Annotated in this window: 14 protein-coding genes and 1 pseudogene; all 15 read left to right on the forward strand. The window is 66.6% G+C overall.

The window, feature by feature from the left end; all coding sequences use genetic code 11:
- Positions 1 to 74 precede the first annotated feature (74 nt).
- The 15 genes and pseudogenes from dacB to AYK61_RS20255 all read left to right on the forward strand — a co-directional run bounded on the left by dacB (position 75) and on the right by AYK61_RS20255 (position 15,026).
- The gene (dacB, locus tag AYK61_RS20185; RefSeq protein ID WP_121872136.1) at positions 75 to 1,478 is read left to right on the forward strand and encodes a D-alanyl-D-alanine carboxypeptidase/D-alanyl-D-alanine-endopeptidase; all 1,404 of its coding nucleotides are present in this window, start codon (positions 75 to 77) and stop codon (positions 1,476 to 1,478) included.
- Complete coding sequence (locus AYK61_RS20190; RefSeq protein ID WP_121872137.1) at positions 1,463 to 2,560, forward strand: zinc-dependent metalloprotease; 1,098 nt, start codon at positions 1,463 to 1,465, stop codon at positions 2,558 to 2,560. Before dacB ends, AYK61_RS20190 begins: the two co-directional genes overlap by 16 nt.
- Positions 2,560 to 3,516 (forward strand): tRNA lysidine(34) synthetase TilS, encoded by a 957-nt coding sequence (gene tilS / locus AYK61_RS20195; protein WP_121872138.1) that lies wholly within the window; start codon positions 2,560 to 2,562, stop codon positions 3,514 to 3,516. Before AYK61_RS20190 ends, tilS begins: the two co-directional genes overlap by 1 nt.
- Before the next feature lie 11 nt (positions 3,517 to 3,527).
- The gene (hpt, locus tag AYK61_RS20200; protein WP_032395535.1) at positions 3,528 to 4,079 is read left to right on the forward strand and encodes a hypoxanthine phosphoribosyltransferase; all 552 of its coding nucleotides are present in this window, start codon (positions 3,528 to 3,530) and stop codon (positions 4,077 to 4,079) included.
- Between the two features lie 289 nt (positions 4,080 to 4,368).
- The gene (gene ftsH / locus AYK61_RS20205) at positions 4,369 to 7,269 is read left to right on the forward strand and encodes an ATP-dependent zinc metalloprotease FtsH (RefSeq protein WP_121872139.1); all 2,901 of its coding nucleotides are present in this window, start codon (positions 4,369 to 4,371) and stop codon (positions 7,267 to 7,269) included.
- Positions 7,270 to 7,488: 219 nt separating this feature from the next.
- Positions 7,489 to 8,088, forward strand: coding sequence for a GTP cyclohydrolase I FolE (folE, locus tag AYK61_RS20210; protein WP_037195562.1), 600 nt, complete (start codon positions 7,489 to 7,491; stop codon positions 8,086 to 8,088).
- A 19-nt stretch (positions 8,089 to 8,107) separates the two neighbouring features.
- On the forward strand, positions 8,108 to 8,956 hold the full coding sequence (gene folP / locus AYK61_RS20215) for a dihydropteroate synthase (protein WP_183130369.1): 849 nt from the start codon (positions 8,108 to 8,110) through the stop codon (positions 8,954 to 8,956).
- Complete coding sequence (gene folB / locus AYK61_RS20220; protein WP_121872140.1) at positions 8,953 to 9,357, forward strand: dihydroneopterin aldolase; 405 nt, start codon at positions 8,953 to 8,955, stop codon at positions 9,355 to 9,357. The genes folP and folB overlap by 4 nt, the downstream gene beginning before the upstream one ends.
- Positions 9,354 to 9,851 (forward strand): annotated as a pseudogene (gene folK, locus AYK61_RS20225) (2-amino-4-hydroxy-6-hydroxymethyldihydropteridine diphosphokinase); the annotation flags it as partial. The gene folB and the pseudogene folK, both read left to right, overlap by 4 nt.
- Before the next feature lie 107 nt (positions 9,852 to 9,958).
- Entirely contained in the window at positions 9,959 to 10,429 is a 471-nt protein-coding gene (locus AYK61_RS20230; RefSeq protein ID WP_121872943.1) for a DUF3180 domain-containing protein, read from the forward strand.
- Between the two features lie 90 nt (positions 10,430 to 10,519).
- Positions 10,520 to 11,854: a DUF6779 domain-containing protein gene (locus AYK61_RS20235; protein ID WP_121872944.1), complete on the forward strand. Its 1,335-nt coding sequence runs from the start codon at positions 10,520 to 10,522 to the stop codon at positions 11,852 to 11,854.
- Between the two features lie 114 nt (positions 11,855 to 11,968).
- Positions 11,969 to 12,880 (forward strand): Rossmann-like and DUF2520 domain-containing protein, encoded by a 912-nt coding sequence (locus AYK61_RS20240; protein WP_121872142.1) that lies wholly within the window; start codon positions 11,969 to 11,971, stop codon positions 12,878 to 12,880.
- A complete protein-coding gene (gene panC, locus AYK61_RS20245; protein ID WP_121872143.1) occupies positions 12,877 to 13,785 on the forward strand; it encodes a pantoate--beta-alanine ligase in 909 nt (302 codons plus the stop codon). The genes AYK61_RS20240 and panC overlap by 4 nt, the downstream gene beginning before the upstream one ends.
- Positions 13,786 to 13,789: 4 nt before the next feature.
- A complete protein-coding gene (panD, locus tag AYK61_RS20250; protein WP_121872945.1) occupies positions 13,790 to 14,221 on the forward strand; it encodes an aspartate 1-decarboxylase in 432 nt (143 codons plus the stop codon).
- Between the two features lie 4 nt (positions 14,222 to 14,225).
- The gene (locus tag AYK61_RS20255) at positions 14,226 to 15,026 is read left to right on the forward strand and encodes a type III pantothenate kinase (protein WP_121872144.1); all 801 of its coding nucleotides are present in this window, start codon (positions 14,226 to 14,228) and stop codon (positions 15,024 to 15,026) included.
- Positions 15,027 to 15,109: the final 83 nt, after the last annotated feature.

A 15,109-nucleotide genomic window follows, 5' to 3' on the forward strand; every position in this document is an offset into this window, starting at 1 on the left:
CGCAAGGCTACCGGACCCGAGGATACTGTTGACTGAACGATCATGGGTACGACCACGGCAGATACGGAGGAACAGTGGCGGGGCTGACACGGCGGTTCCTCGGCCCCACAGCGGGCCGACGGCGCAGGAAGAAGCGCGTGACTCTGACGCTGTGCGCTCTGTTCGTGGTGATCCTCGCAGTGACGACCGCCGCCCTGGTGCTGCCGTCGGTGTCCGACGGAGCCGAGACGGCAATCGAGCCCCCGCCCGAGACGGTCTTGCCCAACCCTGCGATCACCCCGTTCCCGGAATCGGCTCCGATGCCGAACGCGGCGGGTCTGGCAGCTGCGCTGGCCCGAGTGGTCGACGATCCTGCCCTCGGCACGTTCACCGGAACCGTCGCCGACGCGCAGACCGGGCAGGTGCTCTGGTCCCAGAACCCCGACAATCCGATGACGCCTGCCTCGACCACCAAGGTGCTGACCGCAGCGGCCGCGATGCTCGGGCTCCCGGCGGATCACCGCGTCACCACCCGCGTGGTCCAGGGCAGCGGCGAGGGCAACATCGTGCTGATCGCGGGCGGCGACCCCACTCTCACCGCGCTTCCGGTCGGAACCGACGGGTTCTATCCAGGCGCGGCGCGTATCGACGACCTGGTGGAGCAGATTCGGCGCAGCGGAACGGTGGTGCGCAGCATCGGCGTCGACACCTCGATCTATTCCGGTGACACGATGGCGCAGGGCTGGTTTCCCGCCGACATCGCCGCCGGTTCGATCACGCCGATCGAACCGATCATGCTCGACGGCGGAAGATCGGACCCACTCGTCGACGAGTCGCCGCGCAGCACCACCCCGGCGCTGGACGCGGGCCGCGCACTGGCCGCGGGACTGGGCGTCGACCCGGCAGCGGTGACGACCGGCAAGGCCACCGACGGAGCCGATCAGATCGCATCCGTCGAATCCGCGCCGCTGCGAAACCGCTTGCAGCAGATGATCTATCGCTCCGACAACGTCCTCGCCGAGGCCGTCGGACGCGAACTCTCGCTCGAGATGAACACGGCCGCAAGCTTTTCCGGTGCAGTGGCATCGATCGGGCAGACCCTGTATTCCGCAGGCTTCGACATGGCCGGACTCACGCTCGAGGACGCCAGCGGGCTGTCGGTCGACGGCAAGATACCGGCCAGGCTGCTCGACCAGGTGTTGACCTCGGCAGCCGGAACCGAGCAGCCGTCGCTGCGTCCGATGCTCGACTATCTTCCCGTCGCAGGTGCCACCGGAACTCTGACGGATCGGTACGCCTCGGGGAACCGAACCGGAGCGGGCTGGGTTCGTGCGAAGACCGGAACCCTTTCTGCTGCAAGTGCTTTGGCTGGATATGTCGTCGACGTCGACGGCCGAATCCTGACCTTCGCCCTGATGTCCAACGACCGGCCGCCCGACGTCAGTCGCCCCGCCCTCGATGCCGTCGCATCGACCCTGAGATTGTGTGGTTGCCAGTGAACACGGACGCAGCAGCGAAGGCCGACGACAGCGAAGCCACCTCCGGTTTCGCCGGTGCCGTCGACTGGTCCGTGGCGGCGAAGACCGGAGCGAAGCTGGCCCGCAAGGGCCCGGCCACATCTCGCTACACCGCCGCTGCAGCCGTGGAAGAGCTCGCCGCCGCATCGATTCGGGCCGAGGGACCGGTTCGCGAGACCACCGGCCTGGCCGACGGACTCCCCGTGCCCGATGCCCAGGTGGTCGACCGCGCCGGCTGGATCGCCGCGGCCGCGTCGTCGATGAAGCACCTGACCGGAGACGACGACGGTACGCCGCCGTCCGGTCTGCTCGGCGGAAAGCCGGCCGGACTGCAGGCGGGGGCGATGCTGGCATTTCTGTCCAGTGCCATTCTCGGCCAGTACGACCCGTTCACCGGCGAGAACGGAACCCTGCTTCTGGTCGCGCCCAACGTGATTGCCGTCGAGCGCGCGCTTCGTGTGTCGCCGAGCGATTTTCGGTTGTGGGTGTGCCTGCACGAGGTGACGCACCGAGTGCAGTTCTCCTCCGCTCCCTGGCTCGGCGGCTACATGCGCGAGAACGTAGGGGTGTTCTCCGACGGCACCGACGAGCCGCTCACCGATGTCGCCAACCGGCTGACCGGCGCACTGAAGGCCCGCAAGAATCCGAGCGGGTCGTCCAAGTCCGAGGACGCAGGCATCGTCGGACTCCTGCGCGCCACCCAACCGCAGCCCCAACGCGACGCCATCGACCGACTTCTGGTGCTGGGAACCCTGCTCGAGGGCCACGCCGACCACGTGATGGACGCCGTCGGACCGGCCGTCGTGCCGACCGTGACGCAGATCCGCAGTGCGTTCGATCAGCGCCGTCGGCGCAAGGTGAACCCACTGCAACGCGTCATCCGAGCACTGCTGGGCATGGACGCGAAGATGGCGCAGTACGTGCGCGGTAAGGCGTTCGTCGATCACGTCGTCGCCACGGTGGGGATGGAACGCTTCAACACGGTCTGGACCGGGCCCGACACCCTGCCGTTGCTGTCGGAGATCGAGGACCCCGACGCCTGGATCGCCCGAGTTCTGGGCTAGTGCTCTTCCCTGAAGGCCCCGCGCTGCTGGAGATCAGGCATGCGGTGCGTGGCTGGCTCGCGGTCCATCCCGGGCCGGTGGCCGTTGCATTGTCCGGTGGAGCGGACTCGTTGGCCTTGACCGCGGCAACCGTGGCCGAGGCTCCGAACGTGCTGGCATTGATCGTCGATCACGGTCTGCAGGCCGGCTCGGCGGAGGTGGCCTCGACCGCGGCGGCGCGAGCTCTCGAGTTCGGCGTCGAGGACGCACGTGTTCTGACGGTGCAGGTGAACGGTTCGGGAGGGATGGAAGCAGCCGCCCGCCGAGCCAGGTACGACGCGCTGAACCGGGCCCGCGGCGACGCGTCGGTGCTGGTGGCGCACACCCTCGACGATCAGGCCGAAACGGTGCTGCTCGGGTTGGGGCGCGGATCGGGGGCGCGGTCGATCGCGGGGATGGCGGCCTTCGATGCGCCGTGGGGTCGGCCGCTGCTCGGAGTCAGGCGAAGCGTGACCCGGGCCGCCTGCGTCGAGTTGGGGATCGAACCGTTCGAGGATCCGCACAACACCGACACCGACTTCACTCGGGTGCGGTTGCGTCACGAGGTGCTGCCCCTGCTCGAGGACGTGCTCGGCGGTGGCGTCGCCGCTGCGCTCGCGCGGACCGCCGAGCAGCTGCGCGAGGACGGCCGGGTGCTCGACGCGCTCGCCGAATCCGTCGTCGACGCCGATACCCCCGACCTCGAGGTCGCGACGCTCGACCCGCTCGATCCCGCCGTTCGCCGGCGAGTACTGCGCCGATGGTTGCTCGGCCGAGGTGTGACGTCGCTGACCGACCGGCAGATCCGGGCCGTCGATGCCCTCGTCGGACGGTGGACGGGTCAGGGCGGAGTCGCGCTGCCAGGAGGAACGCCCGACGCCAGGTTGGTGTGCTCGCGTCGGCATGGCAGGCTGAGCGTCGGCCTGGAGAACGAATGAAGGGAAACCCCGTGTACGAGGGCGACATCGAATCGGTTCTCATTTCCGAGGAACAGATCAAAGCACGCACTGCGGAACTCGCAGAAGAGATCGCCCAGCGGTATCCCGAAGGCTCACCGGAAGGTGATCTGCTCCTGGTCGGCGTCCTCAAGGGCGCGATCATGTTCATGACCGACTTCGCCCGGGCTCTGCCCATTCCGGCGCAGCTCGAGTTCATGGCGGTCAGTTCCTACGGGTCGTCCACCTCGTCGTCGGGCGTCGTCCGGATCCTCAAGGACCTCGACCGCGACATCACCGGACGCCACGTGCTGATCGTCGAGGACATCATCGACTCCGGTCTGACCCTGAGCTGGCTCAAGCGCAACCTCGCGACCCGCTCACCTGCCTCGCTGTCGGTGGTGACGCTGCTGCGCAAGCCCGACGCGATCAAGGTCGACGTGGAGGTCGCGAACGTGGGCTTCGACATCCCCAACGAATTCGTCGTCGGCTACGGCCTCGACTACAACGAGCGCTACCGGGACCTGCCGTACATCGGCCTGCTCGATCCGAAGGTCTACAGCTGAGTCCGTTCCTTCGGTCCACCCCGTCCGCGTGAATGGACCATTGCCGCGCCGAGACGTATGCAATGGTCCATCGATGCGGATAGGGTGCCCATCAGGTGGGGAACTGCCGGGGGAGTGCAGTCGTTGGAGGGGAAGAAGCGTCGACGCAAACAGGTGCGTGGACGCACAGCGCCAGGTATGAGCGAGTCAGATGTCCGAGTCTCGCGCTAGCCTGGAGTATCCGGCGGGCAGGGAGCAGCCAGCGCGCGGGAGCGGACTGAAAGGACACGGCCGACTCGGCTGAAGCTGTATGAATCGGAAGACAGTAATACGAAATCTTGCCATCGTTTTCGGCATTCTGTTGGTGATCTATGCCTTCAGTTACTTCGGTAACGACACGCGGGACTGGACGACGGTCGACACCTCGGTGGCGATCGCCCAGCTCGACGACCGAAACGTCGCATCCGCGCAGATCGACGACCGCGAACAGCAGATCCGACTCACGCTGAAAGAGGCCAACGAGGCCTCGGACAACCAGACTCAGATCATCGCGAAGTATCCGGACTCCGCGTCCGAGCAGATCTTCGACAAGGTCGACTCGCAGGGCCTGGACAGCTACAACACCACCGTCACCCAGGAGAGCTGGTTCAGCTCCTTCCTGCTCCTGATCCTCCCGATGGTGCTGATCCTCGGCGTGATCATCTTCGTGATGAGCCGCATGCAGGGTGGCGGACGCGGTGGCGTCATGGGCTTCGGCAAGTCCAAGGCCAAGCAGCTGACGAAGGACATGCCCAAGACCACCTTCGCCGACGTCGCAGGCGCGGACGAGGCAGTCGAAGAGCTCTACGAGATCAAGGACTTCCTGCAGAACCCGGCGCGCTACCAGGCGCTCGGTGCCAAGATTCCCCGCGGTGTGCTGCTGTACGGCCCTCCCGGAACCGGTAAGACGCTGCTCGCGCGCGCCGTCGCGGGCGAGGCCGGCGTGCCGTTCTTCACCATCTCCGGTTCGGACTTCGTCGAGATGTTCGTCGGTGTCGGTGCGTCCCGTGTGCGTGACCTGTTCGAGCAGGCCAAGCAGAACAGCCCCTGCATCATCTTCGTCGACGAGATCGACGCCGTCGGTCGTCAGCGCGGCGCAGGCATGGGCGGCGGTCACGACGAGCGCGAGCAGACACTCAACCAGCTCCTCGTCGAGATGGACGGCTTCGGTGAGCGCACCGGCGTCATCCTCATCGCCGCCACCAACCGGCCCGACATCCTCGACCCCGCGCTGCTGCGTCCGGGCCGCTTCGATCGCCAGATCCCGGTCGGTGCCCCCGACCTGGCCGGCCGTCGGGCGATCCTGAAGGTGCACTCGGCGGGCAAGCCCGTTGCCCAGGACGCCGACCTCGAAGGTCTCGCCAAGCGAACCGTCGGAATGTCCGGTGCCGACCTGGCCAACGTGATCAACGAAGCAGCACTTCTCACCGCTCGCGAGAACGGCACCGTCATCACCGAGGCGTCCCTCGAGGAGTCGGTGGACCGCGTCGTCGGTGGCCCGCGCCGCAAGAGCCGCATCATCAGTGAGCACGAGCGCAAGATCACCGCGTATCACGAAGGTGGACACACCCTCGCAGCGTGGGCGATGCCCGACATCGAGCCCGTCTACAAGGTCACCATCCTCGCTCGCGGTCGCACCGGCGGCCACGCGATGACGGTGCCCGAGGACGACAAGGGCCTGATGACGCGGTCGGAGATGATCGCTCGTCTCGTCATGGCCATGGGTGGCCGTGCGGCCGAGGAGCTCGTCTTCCACGAGCCGACCACCGGTGCGTCCTCGGACATCGACCAGGCCACCAAGATCGCTCGCGCGATGGTCACCGAGTACGGCATGAGCAGCAAGCTCGGAGCAGTCCGGTACGGGCAGGAACAGGGCGACCCGTTCCTCGGCCGTTCGATGGGACAGCAGTCCGACTTCTCGCACGAGGTCGCCCGCGAGATCGACGAGGAGGTGCGCAAGCTCATCGAGGCGGCGCACACCGAGGCGTGGGCCATCCTCAACGAGTACCGCGACCTGCTCGACACCCTTGCCTCGGAGCTGCTCGAACGTGAGACGCTCACCCGCAAGGACCTCGAGAAGATCTTCCACAGCGTCACCAAGCGGCCGCGCATCACCTTGTTCAACGACTTCGGTGATCGCAAGCCCTCGGACAAGCCGCCGGTCAAGACTCCGCGCGAACTCGCCGCCGAGCGCGGCGAGCCGTGGCCTCCGGTGCCGCCGGCCCCTAAGCAGCTTCCGCCGCAACAGTTTCCGCAGCCCAGCTACGCCGGTTCGCCGCAGCTGAGCAAGGGTGGTTACCCGAACGGAAGCAACGGATACAACGGTGCCCCGACCAACGGCACGCCCACCAACGGTGCTCCGTCGAACGGTGCCCCGTCGAACGGTGGACCGGTGAACGGCGCGCCCACCAATGGTGATGTCGATGCGCCGAACACCGGTGGTGGTCGACGCAGCGCCCCCGCAACCGGTGGCTTCAACGGCGGTGGCTACAACGGAGGTTACGGCGGCCCGGTCAACGGAGGTGCTCCCAACGGGGGCGGATACTCCGAGGGCTATCGCCGACAGGAACCTCGCCCGAGCGGTCCAAGCCAGGGCTCGCGTCCCGATTACGGTGCCCCGGCCGGATGGTCGGCTCCGGGATGGCCCCCGCGTGACCAGTCCTCGGTTCCCCGTTACCAGGGACCGACCACGCCGCCGGCTGCGAACCAACCGAACCGCGAGCAGCCGGAATCGGATCGACCGGACCAGAATCGGTACGAGCCGCCGCAGGGACAGCCGCCGACGTACCGACAGCACCCCACCTATCAGCAGCCACAGGCATATCAACCGCCCACCGCTGCGCCGTCGAACCAGCCGCCGTCGAACCAACCGCCGGAATATCAGCAGCCGCAGTATCAGCCGGATCCGTTCCGGCCGGACGCTCGGGACCAGGGTCGAACCTCTCGACACGAGCCCCCGTACGGCCAGAACCAGGACGGTGCTGCACCGGCCGAGGCGTCGCCTCCCACCTGGGAGGTTCCGACTCCGTCGCAGAGCTATCCGCTGCCCGGAGACGATCGTCCCTCGAACAGCCCGTCCGAGGACTCGCGGCGAGACGAGCGAGCCGAGGACGACGGCGACGAAGGTCCGCGGACCCAACGCTGGGAAGGGCCGGGCGGTTCGTACCGCTAGGTCCATCATTAGGCTGGCTGGGTCGACCCTTTCGGTCGGCCCAGTCCGTCGTTCGAACCGTGCTGCAGGTCGGCGCAGCTGCTCTGCGAAGAACAGGTGCAGTTCGGCCCAGCTGTCACATTCGCGGAGCCCAACCGGAGGTACGTTCTCGTGTCAGTCAACCGGACCGACGAGTCGGCAATCGACTCGGCAGAAGTCCCAGCAGCGCAGCAGCAGGCAGTGGAACAGACAGTGGCCTACGCCACCGGCGCGGTCTTCGACCAGCCTCGCGCCGAGGCCGCCGTGCGTGAGCTGTTGATCGCCGTCGGCGAGGATCCCGACCGTCCAGGTCTGCTCGACACCCCGGCCCGCGTTGCGCGTTCCTACCGCGAAATCTTCGCCGGGCTGTACACCGACCCGGACACGGCGCTGAACACGACGTTCGACGAGGGGCACCAGGAACTGGTTCTCGTCCGCGACATCCCCATGTTCTCAACGTGCGAGCACCACCTGGTCTCGTTCCACGGCGTTGCACACGTCGGCTACATCCCCGGCAAGAGCGGCAAGGTCACCGGCCTGTCGAAGCTCGCGCGCGTGGTGGACATGTACGCCAAGCGCCCCCAGGTGCAGGAACGCTTGACCAGCCAGATCGCCGACGCGTTGATGCGCAAGCTCGACCCGCGCGGTGCGATCGTCGTGATCGAGGCCGAGCACCTGTGCATGGCCATGCGCGGGATTCGCAAGCCGGGTGCAAGCACCACCACCTCCGCGGTGCGGGGTCTGTTGCAGTCCAGCGCGGCATCGCGTTCGGAAGCTCTGGACCTGATTCTGCGGAAATGACGCGACCGGTCGATTCCCGATGAACCCGGCGCGGAGTATCCCCCCGGCACCCGTCGTCATGGGTGTCCTCAACGTCACTGCCGATTCGTTCTCCGACGGCGGCCGGTACCTCGATGTCGATGCTGCCGTCGAACACGGGCTGGCGATGCATCGTCGCGGAGTCGACATCGTCGATGTCGGTGGTGAGTCGACGCGTCCCGGAGCAGACCGGATCGATCCGACTCTCGAAGCGCAGCGCGTCGTCCCGGTCATCGCCGCGCTGGCCGAAGCTGGTGTGACCACCAGCGTCGACACCATGCGCGCCTCGGTCGCCGAGGCCGCGATCGAGGCCGGGGTCTCTATCGTCAACGACGTCTCGGGCGGTCGGGCGGATCCGGCCATGGCCGGGGTGGTTGCGGACGGCGGACTGCCGTGGATCTTGATGCACTGGCGAGCCGCCGGATCCGAATACCGGCACGCCGGTCCAGCCGACCGGTACGACGACGTGGTCGCCGACGTCCGCAGCGAACTGCTCGAACAGGTCGATCACGCAGTGGCCGCGGGAGTGGACTCCGCGATGCTCGTGCTCGACCCCGGCCTCGGATTCGCCAAGAACGCCGATCACAACTGGCAACTGCTGCGTGGCCTTCCCGACCTGGTGTCGGCCGGCTTTCCGGTTCTCGTCGGTGCTTCCAGGAAGCGTTTTCTCGGATCGCTGTTGGCGGACGACGACGGTTCTCCGCGGCCGCCGGACGGGCGAGAGATCGCCACGGCCGTGGTGTCGGCGCTCGCCGTCGCCGGGGGAGCGTGGGGTGTTCGCGTGCACGACGCCCGAGCATCACTCGACGCGGTCGCCGTCGTACGGGCATGGCAGGGTGATCGGGCATGAGCGAGATCAGCAGCCGCGTCGGTGCCGGGACGCGTCGCGGCGACCGCATCGAACTGCGTGGCCTGACGGTGTGCGGCAATCACGGCGTCTTCGACTTCGAGAAGCGAGACGGGCAGGACTTCGTCGTCGACATCACCGTGTGGATGGACCTGCGGCCCGCGGCCGAGACCGACGATTTGACCCGAACCCTGCATTACGGAGAACTGGCCGAGCACGCCGCGGCCGTCGTCGCGGGCCCGTCCAGGGATCTGATCGAGACGGTTTCGGCCGAGATCGCCGAGGTCGTGCTGGCGTACGACTCGCGCGTCGACGCGGTGGAAGTGGTGCTGCACAAGCCGTCGGCCCCCATTCCGCTGACGTTCGGGGACGTTGCCGTGGTGGCGTACCGGGAGCGGCCGTGACCAGGGCCGTGCTGTCCATCGGCAGCAACATCGGTGATTCGCTCGCCCACTTGCGCTCTGTCACAGCCGAATTGGGTACGCGGCTGGTGGCCTGCTCGCCGGTGTACCGCTCCGCTCCCTGGGGTGGCGTCGAGCAGCAGGACTTCCTCAACGCCGTCGTCGTGGCCGAGGACGACGCGTTCGACGCCTGGGATTGGTTGCGCTTCGGTCAGCGCCTCGAGGAGGCGGCCGATCGCGTTCGAGTGCAGCGGTGGGGGCCGCGGAGCCTCGACGTCGACGTGGTGGTGTGCGAGAACATGATCAGCGAGGACCCTCGTTTGATCCTTCCGCACCCGCGCGCGCACGAGCGAGCGTTCGTCCTGCTGCCGTGGCTGGACGTCGAGCCGGACGCCACCCTGCGCGTCGGCGACGACGACGTTCCGGTGACCGAGTTACTCGGGAGACTGAGCCCGGAGGAGCGTGCGGGAGTGATCGAGCAGGAGTGGAGCCTGCAGGAACGACCAGAAAAGCAGGAGTGGAGCCTGCAGGAACGACCAGAAAAGCAGGAGTGGAGCCTGCAGGAACGACCAGAAGAGCAAGAAGGCGTCGGTGATGGGTTGTGGTGACCAATCCCACCAAGGTCTGGGATGTCTTGGGTCTTTTCCTGGTCGCCTCGATCGGCACGTGGCTGCTGGTCCGGGTCTTCTACGGCTCGTTGCCACCGATTCCGGTGTACGCCGGGGCGTCGTTGTATCTGGTCGCGGTGGTGCAAGTGGTGACTGCCGTGATCGTTCGCAATCGCATCGCCGAGCATCGAGTGGGCAGCGGTCTGCACGATCTACACCCGTTGACGGTGTTCAGGGCGCTGGTGTTGGCGAAGGCATCGATGCTGGTGGGAACCGCTGTCGTCGGAGTGTGCGTCGGATTTCTGGTGTACGTGATGCCGCGTGCGGCGACGGTGCGGGCAGCGTCGTCGGATCGGGCCGGAGCCGTCGTTGCGCTCGTGGCAGGACTGGCCGTCGTCGCTGCCGCGGTATGGCTCGAACAGTGCTGCCGTACCCCGAAGGACCGTGACGACGAGCGTTCTCGGTAGCGCTCGAAACTTTTGATTGTTACCTCGGTTGTGTAAGTGATCGGTCGAGGATGACTATTTGCGAACGATTTGCCGGTTACCCTTGTGAACATGACAGATCAGACTCGCGCAAAGAAGGGGCGCCGTAAGAGGCGCAGTGCGAGCCAGCTGTTCCTCGCGGCGCTCGTCGTGTTCGGCATCATCGCCAGTGTGTTGTTGCTCTTCACCGAGAGCGTGCAGTGGATGAGGGTCGGTGTTCTCTCGGCGCTGTGGGCTGCGGTGATCGGTGCGTTCGCGATGACCAAGTACAGGCGCGAGGCGGCCGCCGATCAGACCAAGGCCAAGGACCTGCAGACGGTCTACGAGCTGCAGTTGGCTCGGGAGATCTCGGCGCGGCGCGAGTACGAGATGAGCGTCGAAGCTCGGGTTCGCGGTGAATCGCAGCTCGAGCTCGACGAGGTAGCAGCGCTGCGCAACGAACTCGCTGCCCTTCGCCAGAACCTGCAGGTGCTCTTCGACGGCGATCTGCCCACCGAACGTGTCGCACTGCGTGCCGAAGCGATGAGGATGCAAGAACTCGGCGGACGCGGTTACGACAGCTACCAACCTGCGCCGTCCGGCCTCTACGTTCCCGGTCGCGGGAACGGCTCGATGGCACCGGGAACCGGCCTCAACGGTGTCGGAACTCCCTACGACGAGCCGGTCACGGCCGAGACGTCGGTGGTGTACCCCGAGGATCCGGACGAGATGCCGCAGGCCACGGCCTCCGCAGCGGCCTCCGAGTCGACTGAGGATTCGTACGCCGAGGATTCGTTCGAGGAGACGAGCTACGACACGGACGCGGCCGATGCGGACGAGGACCCGTTCGAGCGACCTGCAGCGCAAGCACGTCCCTACGGCGCACCGAGACCGGCGGGGCGCGTCACGCCGCCCAGCTCGCCTTTCACCGCATACGACTTCGAGCAGACGCGTCGACCTGCCGCAGAGCCGGAACCGGCGGCGGAGTTCGAGCCGCAGGCCACCGAAGAGACCTACGAGAGCGGGCATGCGGAGGCAGACTCGGTCGGTTCGTATTCCACGAGTTCGTTTTCCGCAGAGTCGTTTCCGGCGGAGTCGTATTCGGCGGAGCCGGACCAGCAGTACGAAACCGAGCCTGCCGCGGACCGGAACGGTGACGCCTTCTCGACGTCTCGCGCCTCGTTGCGTGAATCGGCCGACGCGTTCTTCGCGGCCGATCACGACTACGAGACACCGGCCGAGGACACATCCGTCTCGCCTCGACGCGGTCGTAGGCGCGCGGAGTCGGCCGACGACGAGGATGCGTCGGGTGCACACTCGAACGGTCGATCCGTCGCCGAGATCATGGCCGGACTGCAAGGCGGAGGTTCCGGCGATGCGGCCATGACCGATCCGGGAACCCGTCGCCGTCGCCGTCGCGCAGACTGAGAACCAGATCACACAGCTCTCCCATGGCCTGCGAGGGGTCGCGGTCGCTATTGTTCCGTGCAGGACGTCTGGTACCCGCCGAGCGGGACTGGAACGAACGAGAGGAAATTTTCGGTGACCTTCTCTGGCACCGGTGGTCTGTCTCCGGCTCGCTTGACGGTTGGTGTCGTCTCGGCAGGTCGGGTCGGCACCGCATTCGGTGAGGCGCTCGAACGCGTCGGGCATGTTGTCGTCGGTGCCGCTGCCGTGTCGGATGCGTCCATCGCGCGGGTGCGTGAGCGGTTGCCCGAGTCCCAAGTTCTGCCCGTCGACGAGGTTGCTCGTCGCGCAGAGCTGCTGATTCTGGCCGTACCGGACAGTGAGTTGGCGTCGATCGTCGCGGGTCTGGCGTCCACCGGGGCGGTTGCACCGGGAAAGTTGGTGGTGCACACCTCCGGCGCGAACGGGATCTCGGTGCTCGAGCCTCTGGCGGCTCTCGGTGCCGTGCCGTTGGCGATCCACCCGGCCATGACGTTCAGCGGCGGAGTCGAGGACACCGACCGGATGACGGCGGCATGCTTCGGCATCACTGCAGGCGACGAGATCGGCTACGCGGTGGCGCAGGCTCTCGTCCTGGAGATAGGTGGCGAGCCGGTTCACGTGCCCGAGAACAATCGAGCGCTCTACCACGCCGCGCTCGCGCACGGCAGCAATCACCTCGTCACTCTGGTGGTCGACGCGGTCGAAGCGCTCCGAGTTGCATTGGCCGGACCGGGTTTCCCCGGTTCGGACTCCGAACGCGGTGTGCCCGAGCGTGTTCTGGCTCCACTGCTCGAAGCCGCGCTGGACAATGCGCTGCGCAACGGGCAGTCGGCGCTCACGGGGCCGGTGGCCCGCGGCGACACCGCTGCAGTCGGCAAGCATCTCGACGTGCTCGAGTCCGTGGATTCGCGGATCGCAGCCGGATACCGCGCGCTGTCGTTGCGATCAGCGCAGCGCATCGGTGCCAAGGCAGACCTGATCGAACTTCTGGAAGGGAATCGATGACCCTCGCGGGCAGCTACACCAAGGGGCAGTTGACGGTTCACCACGATCCTGCGGTGATCACGTCGGTGTCGAAAGCACTGCGAGGCGTCGGGAAGCAGGTCGCTCTGGTTCCGACCATGGGCGCGCTGCACGCCGGGCACCTGCAGCTGGTGCGGCAGGCCAAGCTCACCGGTGCCGTGGTGATCGTGTCGATCTTCGTCAACCCGCTGCAGTTCGGAGTGGGCGAGGACCTCGATGCCTACCCGCGCACCCTCGACGCCGATGTCGCGCTGCTGCGTGACGAGGGCGTCGAACTGGTCTTCGCGCCGTCGGCGTCGGACATGTACCCGTCGGGTCCGCGCACCACGGTCCATCCCGGTCCGCTCGGCGCAGAACTCGAAGGTGCCAGCAGGCCAACTCATTTCGCAGGAATGCTCACCGTCGTGGCCAAGCTGCTGCAGATCGCCGCACCGCATCGCGCGTACTTCGGCGAGAAGGACTACCAGCAGCTCACGTTGATCCGGCAGATGGTGCGCGATCTGAACTTCGACGTTGCCGTCATCGGGGTCCCGACGGTTCGCGAGCAGGACGGTCTCGCACTGTCCTCGCGCAACCGGTATCTCGATGCCGAGCAGCGCGACGCGGCGATGGCGCTGTCGGCGGCATTGGTCGCCGGGGCACACGCTGCGGCCGGCGGTGCGGAGGCCATCATCGCCACCGCGCGTGCCGTCCTCGACGAGGCACCGCTGGTGCAGGTCGACTACCTGGAGGTGCGCGACCCGCATCTCGGCCCGGCTCCCGAGCGTGGAGACGGAAGACTGCTCGTGGCCGCCAAAGTGGGCACCACGAGATTGATCGACAACGTCGGTGTCGCCGTCGGCACAGGCTTCTTGGAGTACCCGGATGATCCGAAAAGTGGAGAGTGACACGATGTTTCGCACCATGATGAAGTCCAAGATCCATCGCGCCACGGTCACGCACGCAGACCTGCACTACGTCGGTTCGGTGACCGTCGACCAGGATCTTATGGATGCGGCCGACCTGCTCGAAGGCGAGCAGGTAACCATCGTCGACATCGACAACGGTGCGCGGCTGGAAACCTACGTGATCACCGGTGAGCGTGGCAGCGGTGTCATTGGAATCAACGGGGCTGCAGCGCATCTGGTGAACCCGGGTGACCTGGTCATCCTGATCGCCTACGGGGTGATGAACGAGCAGGAGGTTGCCGAGTACGCGCCGCGGGTGGTGTTCGTCGACGAGAAGAACCGGTCTGTCGAACTCGGCAGCGATCCGGCTCATGCGCCTGCGGGCTCGGGTCTGATCACGCCGCGCGATCTGCGAGCCGATTCCGTGCTGGTCTGATTCGATGCTCCTCGCGATCGATGTGCGCAACACCAGCACCGTGGTCGGTCTGTTCACCGGCACGGGCGATCACTCGAAACTGCTGCGAGATTGGCGAATTCGAACCGACCCGCATGTGACGGCCGACGAACTGGCCTTGATGCTGCGCGGTCTGCTGGGTGAGGACGCCGAAGGGATCACCGGAGTGACTGCGCTGTCGACTGTGCCGTCGGTGCTGCGGGAGATGCGGACGATGCTCGCGCGCTACTGGGATCACGTGGTCCACGTGATGGTCGAACCCGGTGTGCGGACCGGTGTGCCGTTGCTGGTCGACAATCCCAAGGAGGTCGGTGCCGATCGTATCGTCAATACCCTTGCTGCACACGACTTGTACGGCACGGCGTGCATCGTGGTGGATTTCGGAACCACCACCTGTGTCGACGTCGTCTCGGCCAAGGGCGAATTTCTCGGCGGTGCCATCGCTCCTGGTCTCGAGATGTCGGCGTCGGCGATGTCCACTCGCACTGCCACGTTGCGTGAGGTGGAGATGATCCGGCCTCGTTCGGTGTTGGGCAAGAACACCGTCGAGTGCATCCAGTCGGGCACCATCTTCGGGTTCGCCGGTCTGGTGGACGGCCTGGTCGGGCGAATTCGACGAGAGGTTCCCGAGGTGTCGGGCGCGGACGTCGCGATCATCGGTACCGGAGACATCGCGGCGCTGATCCTGCCCGAGTCGACGACCATCGAGCACCACGAACCCGACCTGACCCTCGAGGGGCTGCGTCTGGTCTACGAACGCAACATGGCCAAACGGCGTCCACGGTGAACGACTAGCGCTTCGCGGTGCCGTGTGTCAGAATTCTCGGCGTGATGACGTGCATGGCCACCCAGGAGTGTTGTCGAGGCTGA

It is taken from the genome of Rhodococcus sp. SBT000017 (assembly GCF_003688915.1).
Taxonomy (GTDB): Bacteria; Actinomycetota; Actinomycetes; order Mycobacteriales; family Mycobacteriaceae; genus Rhodococcoides.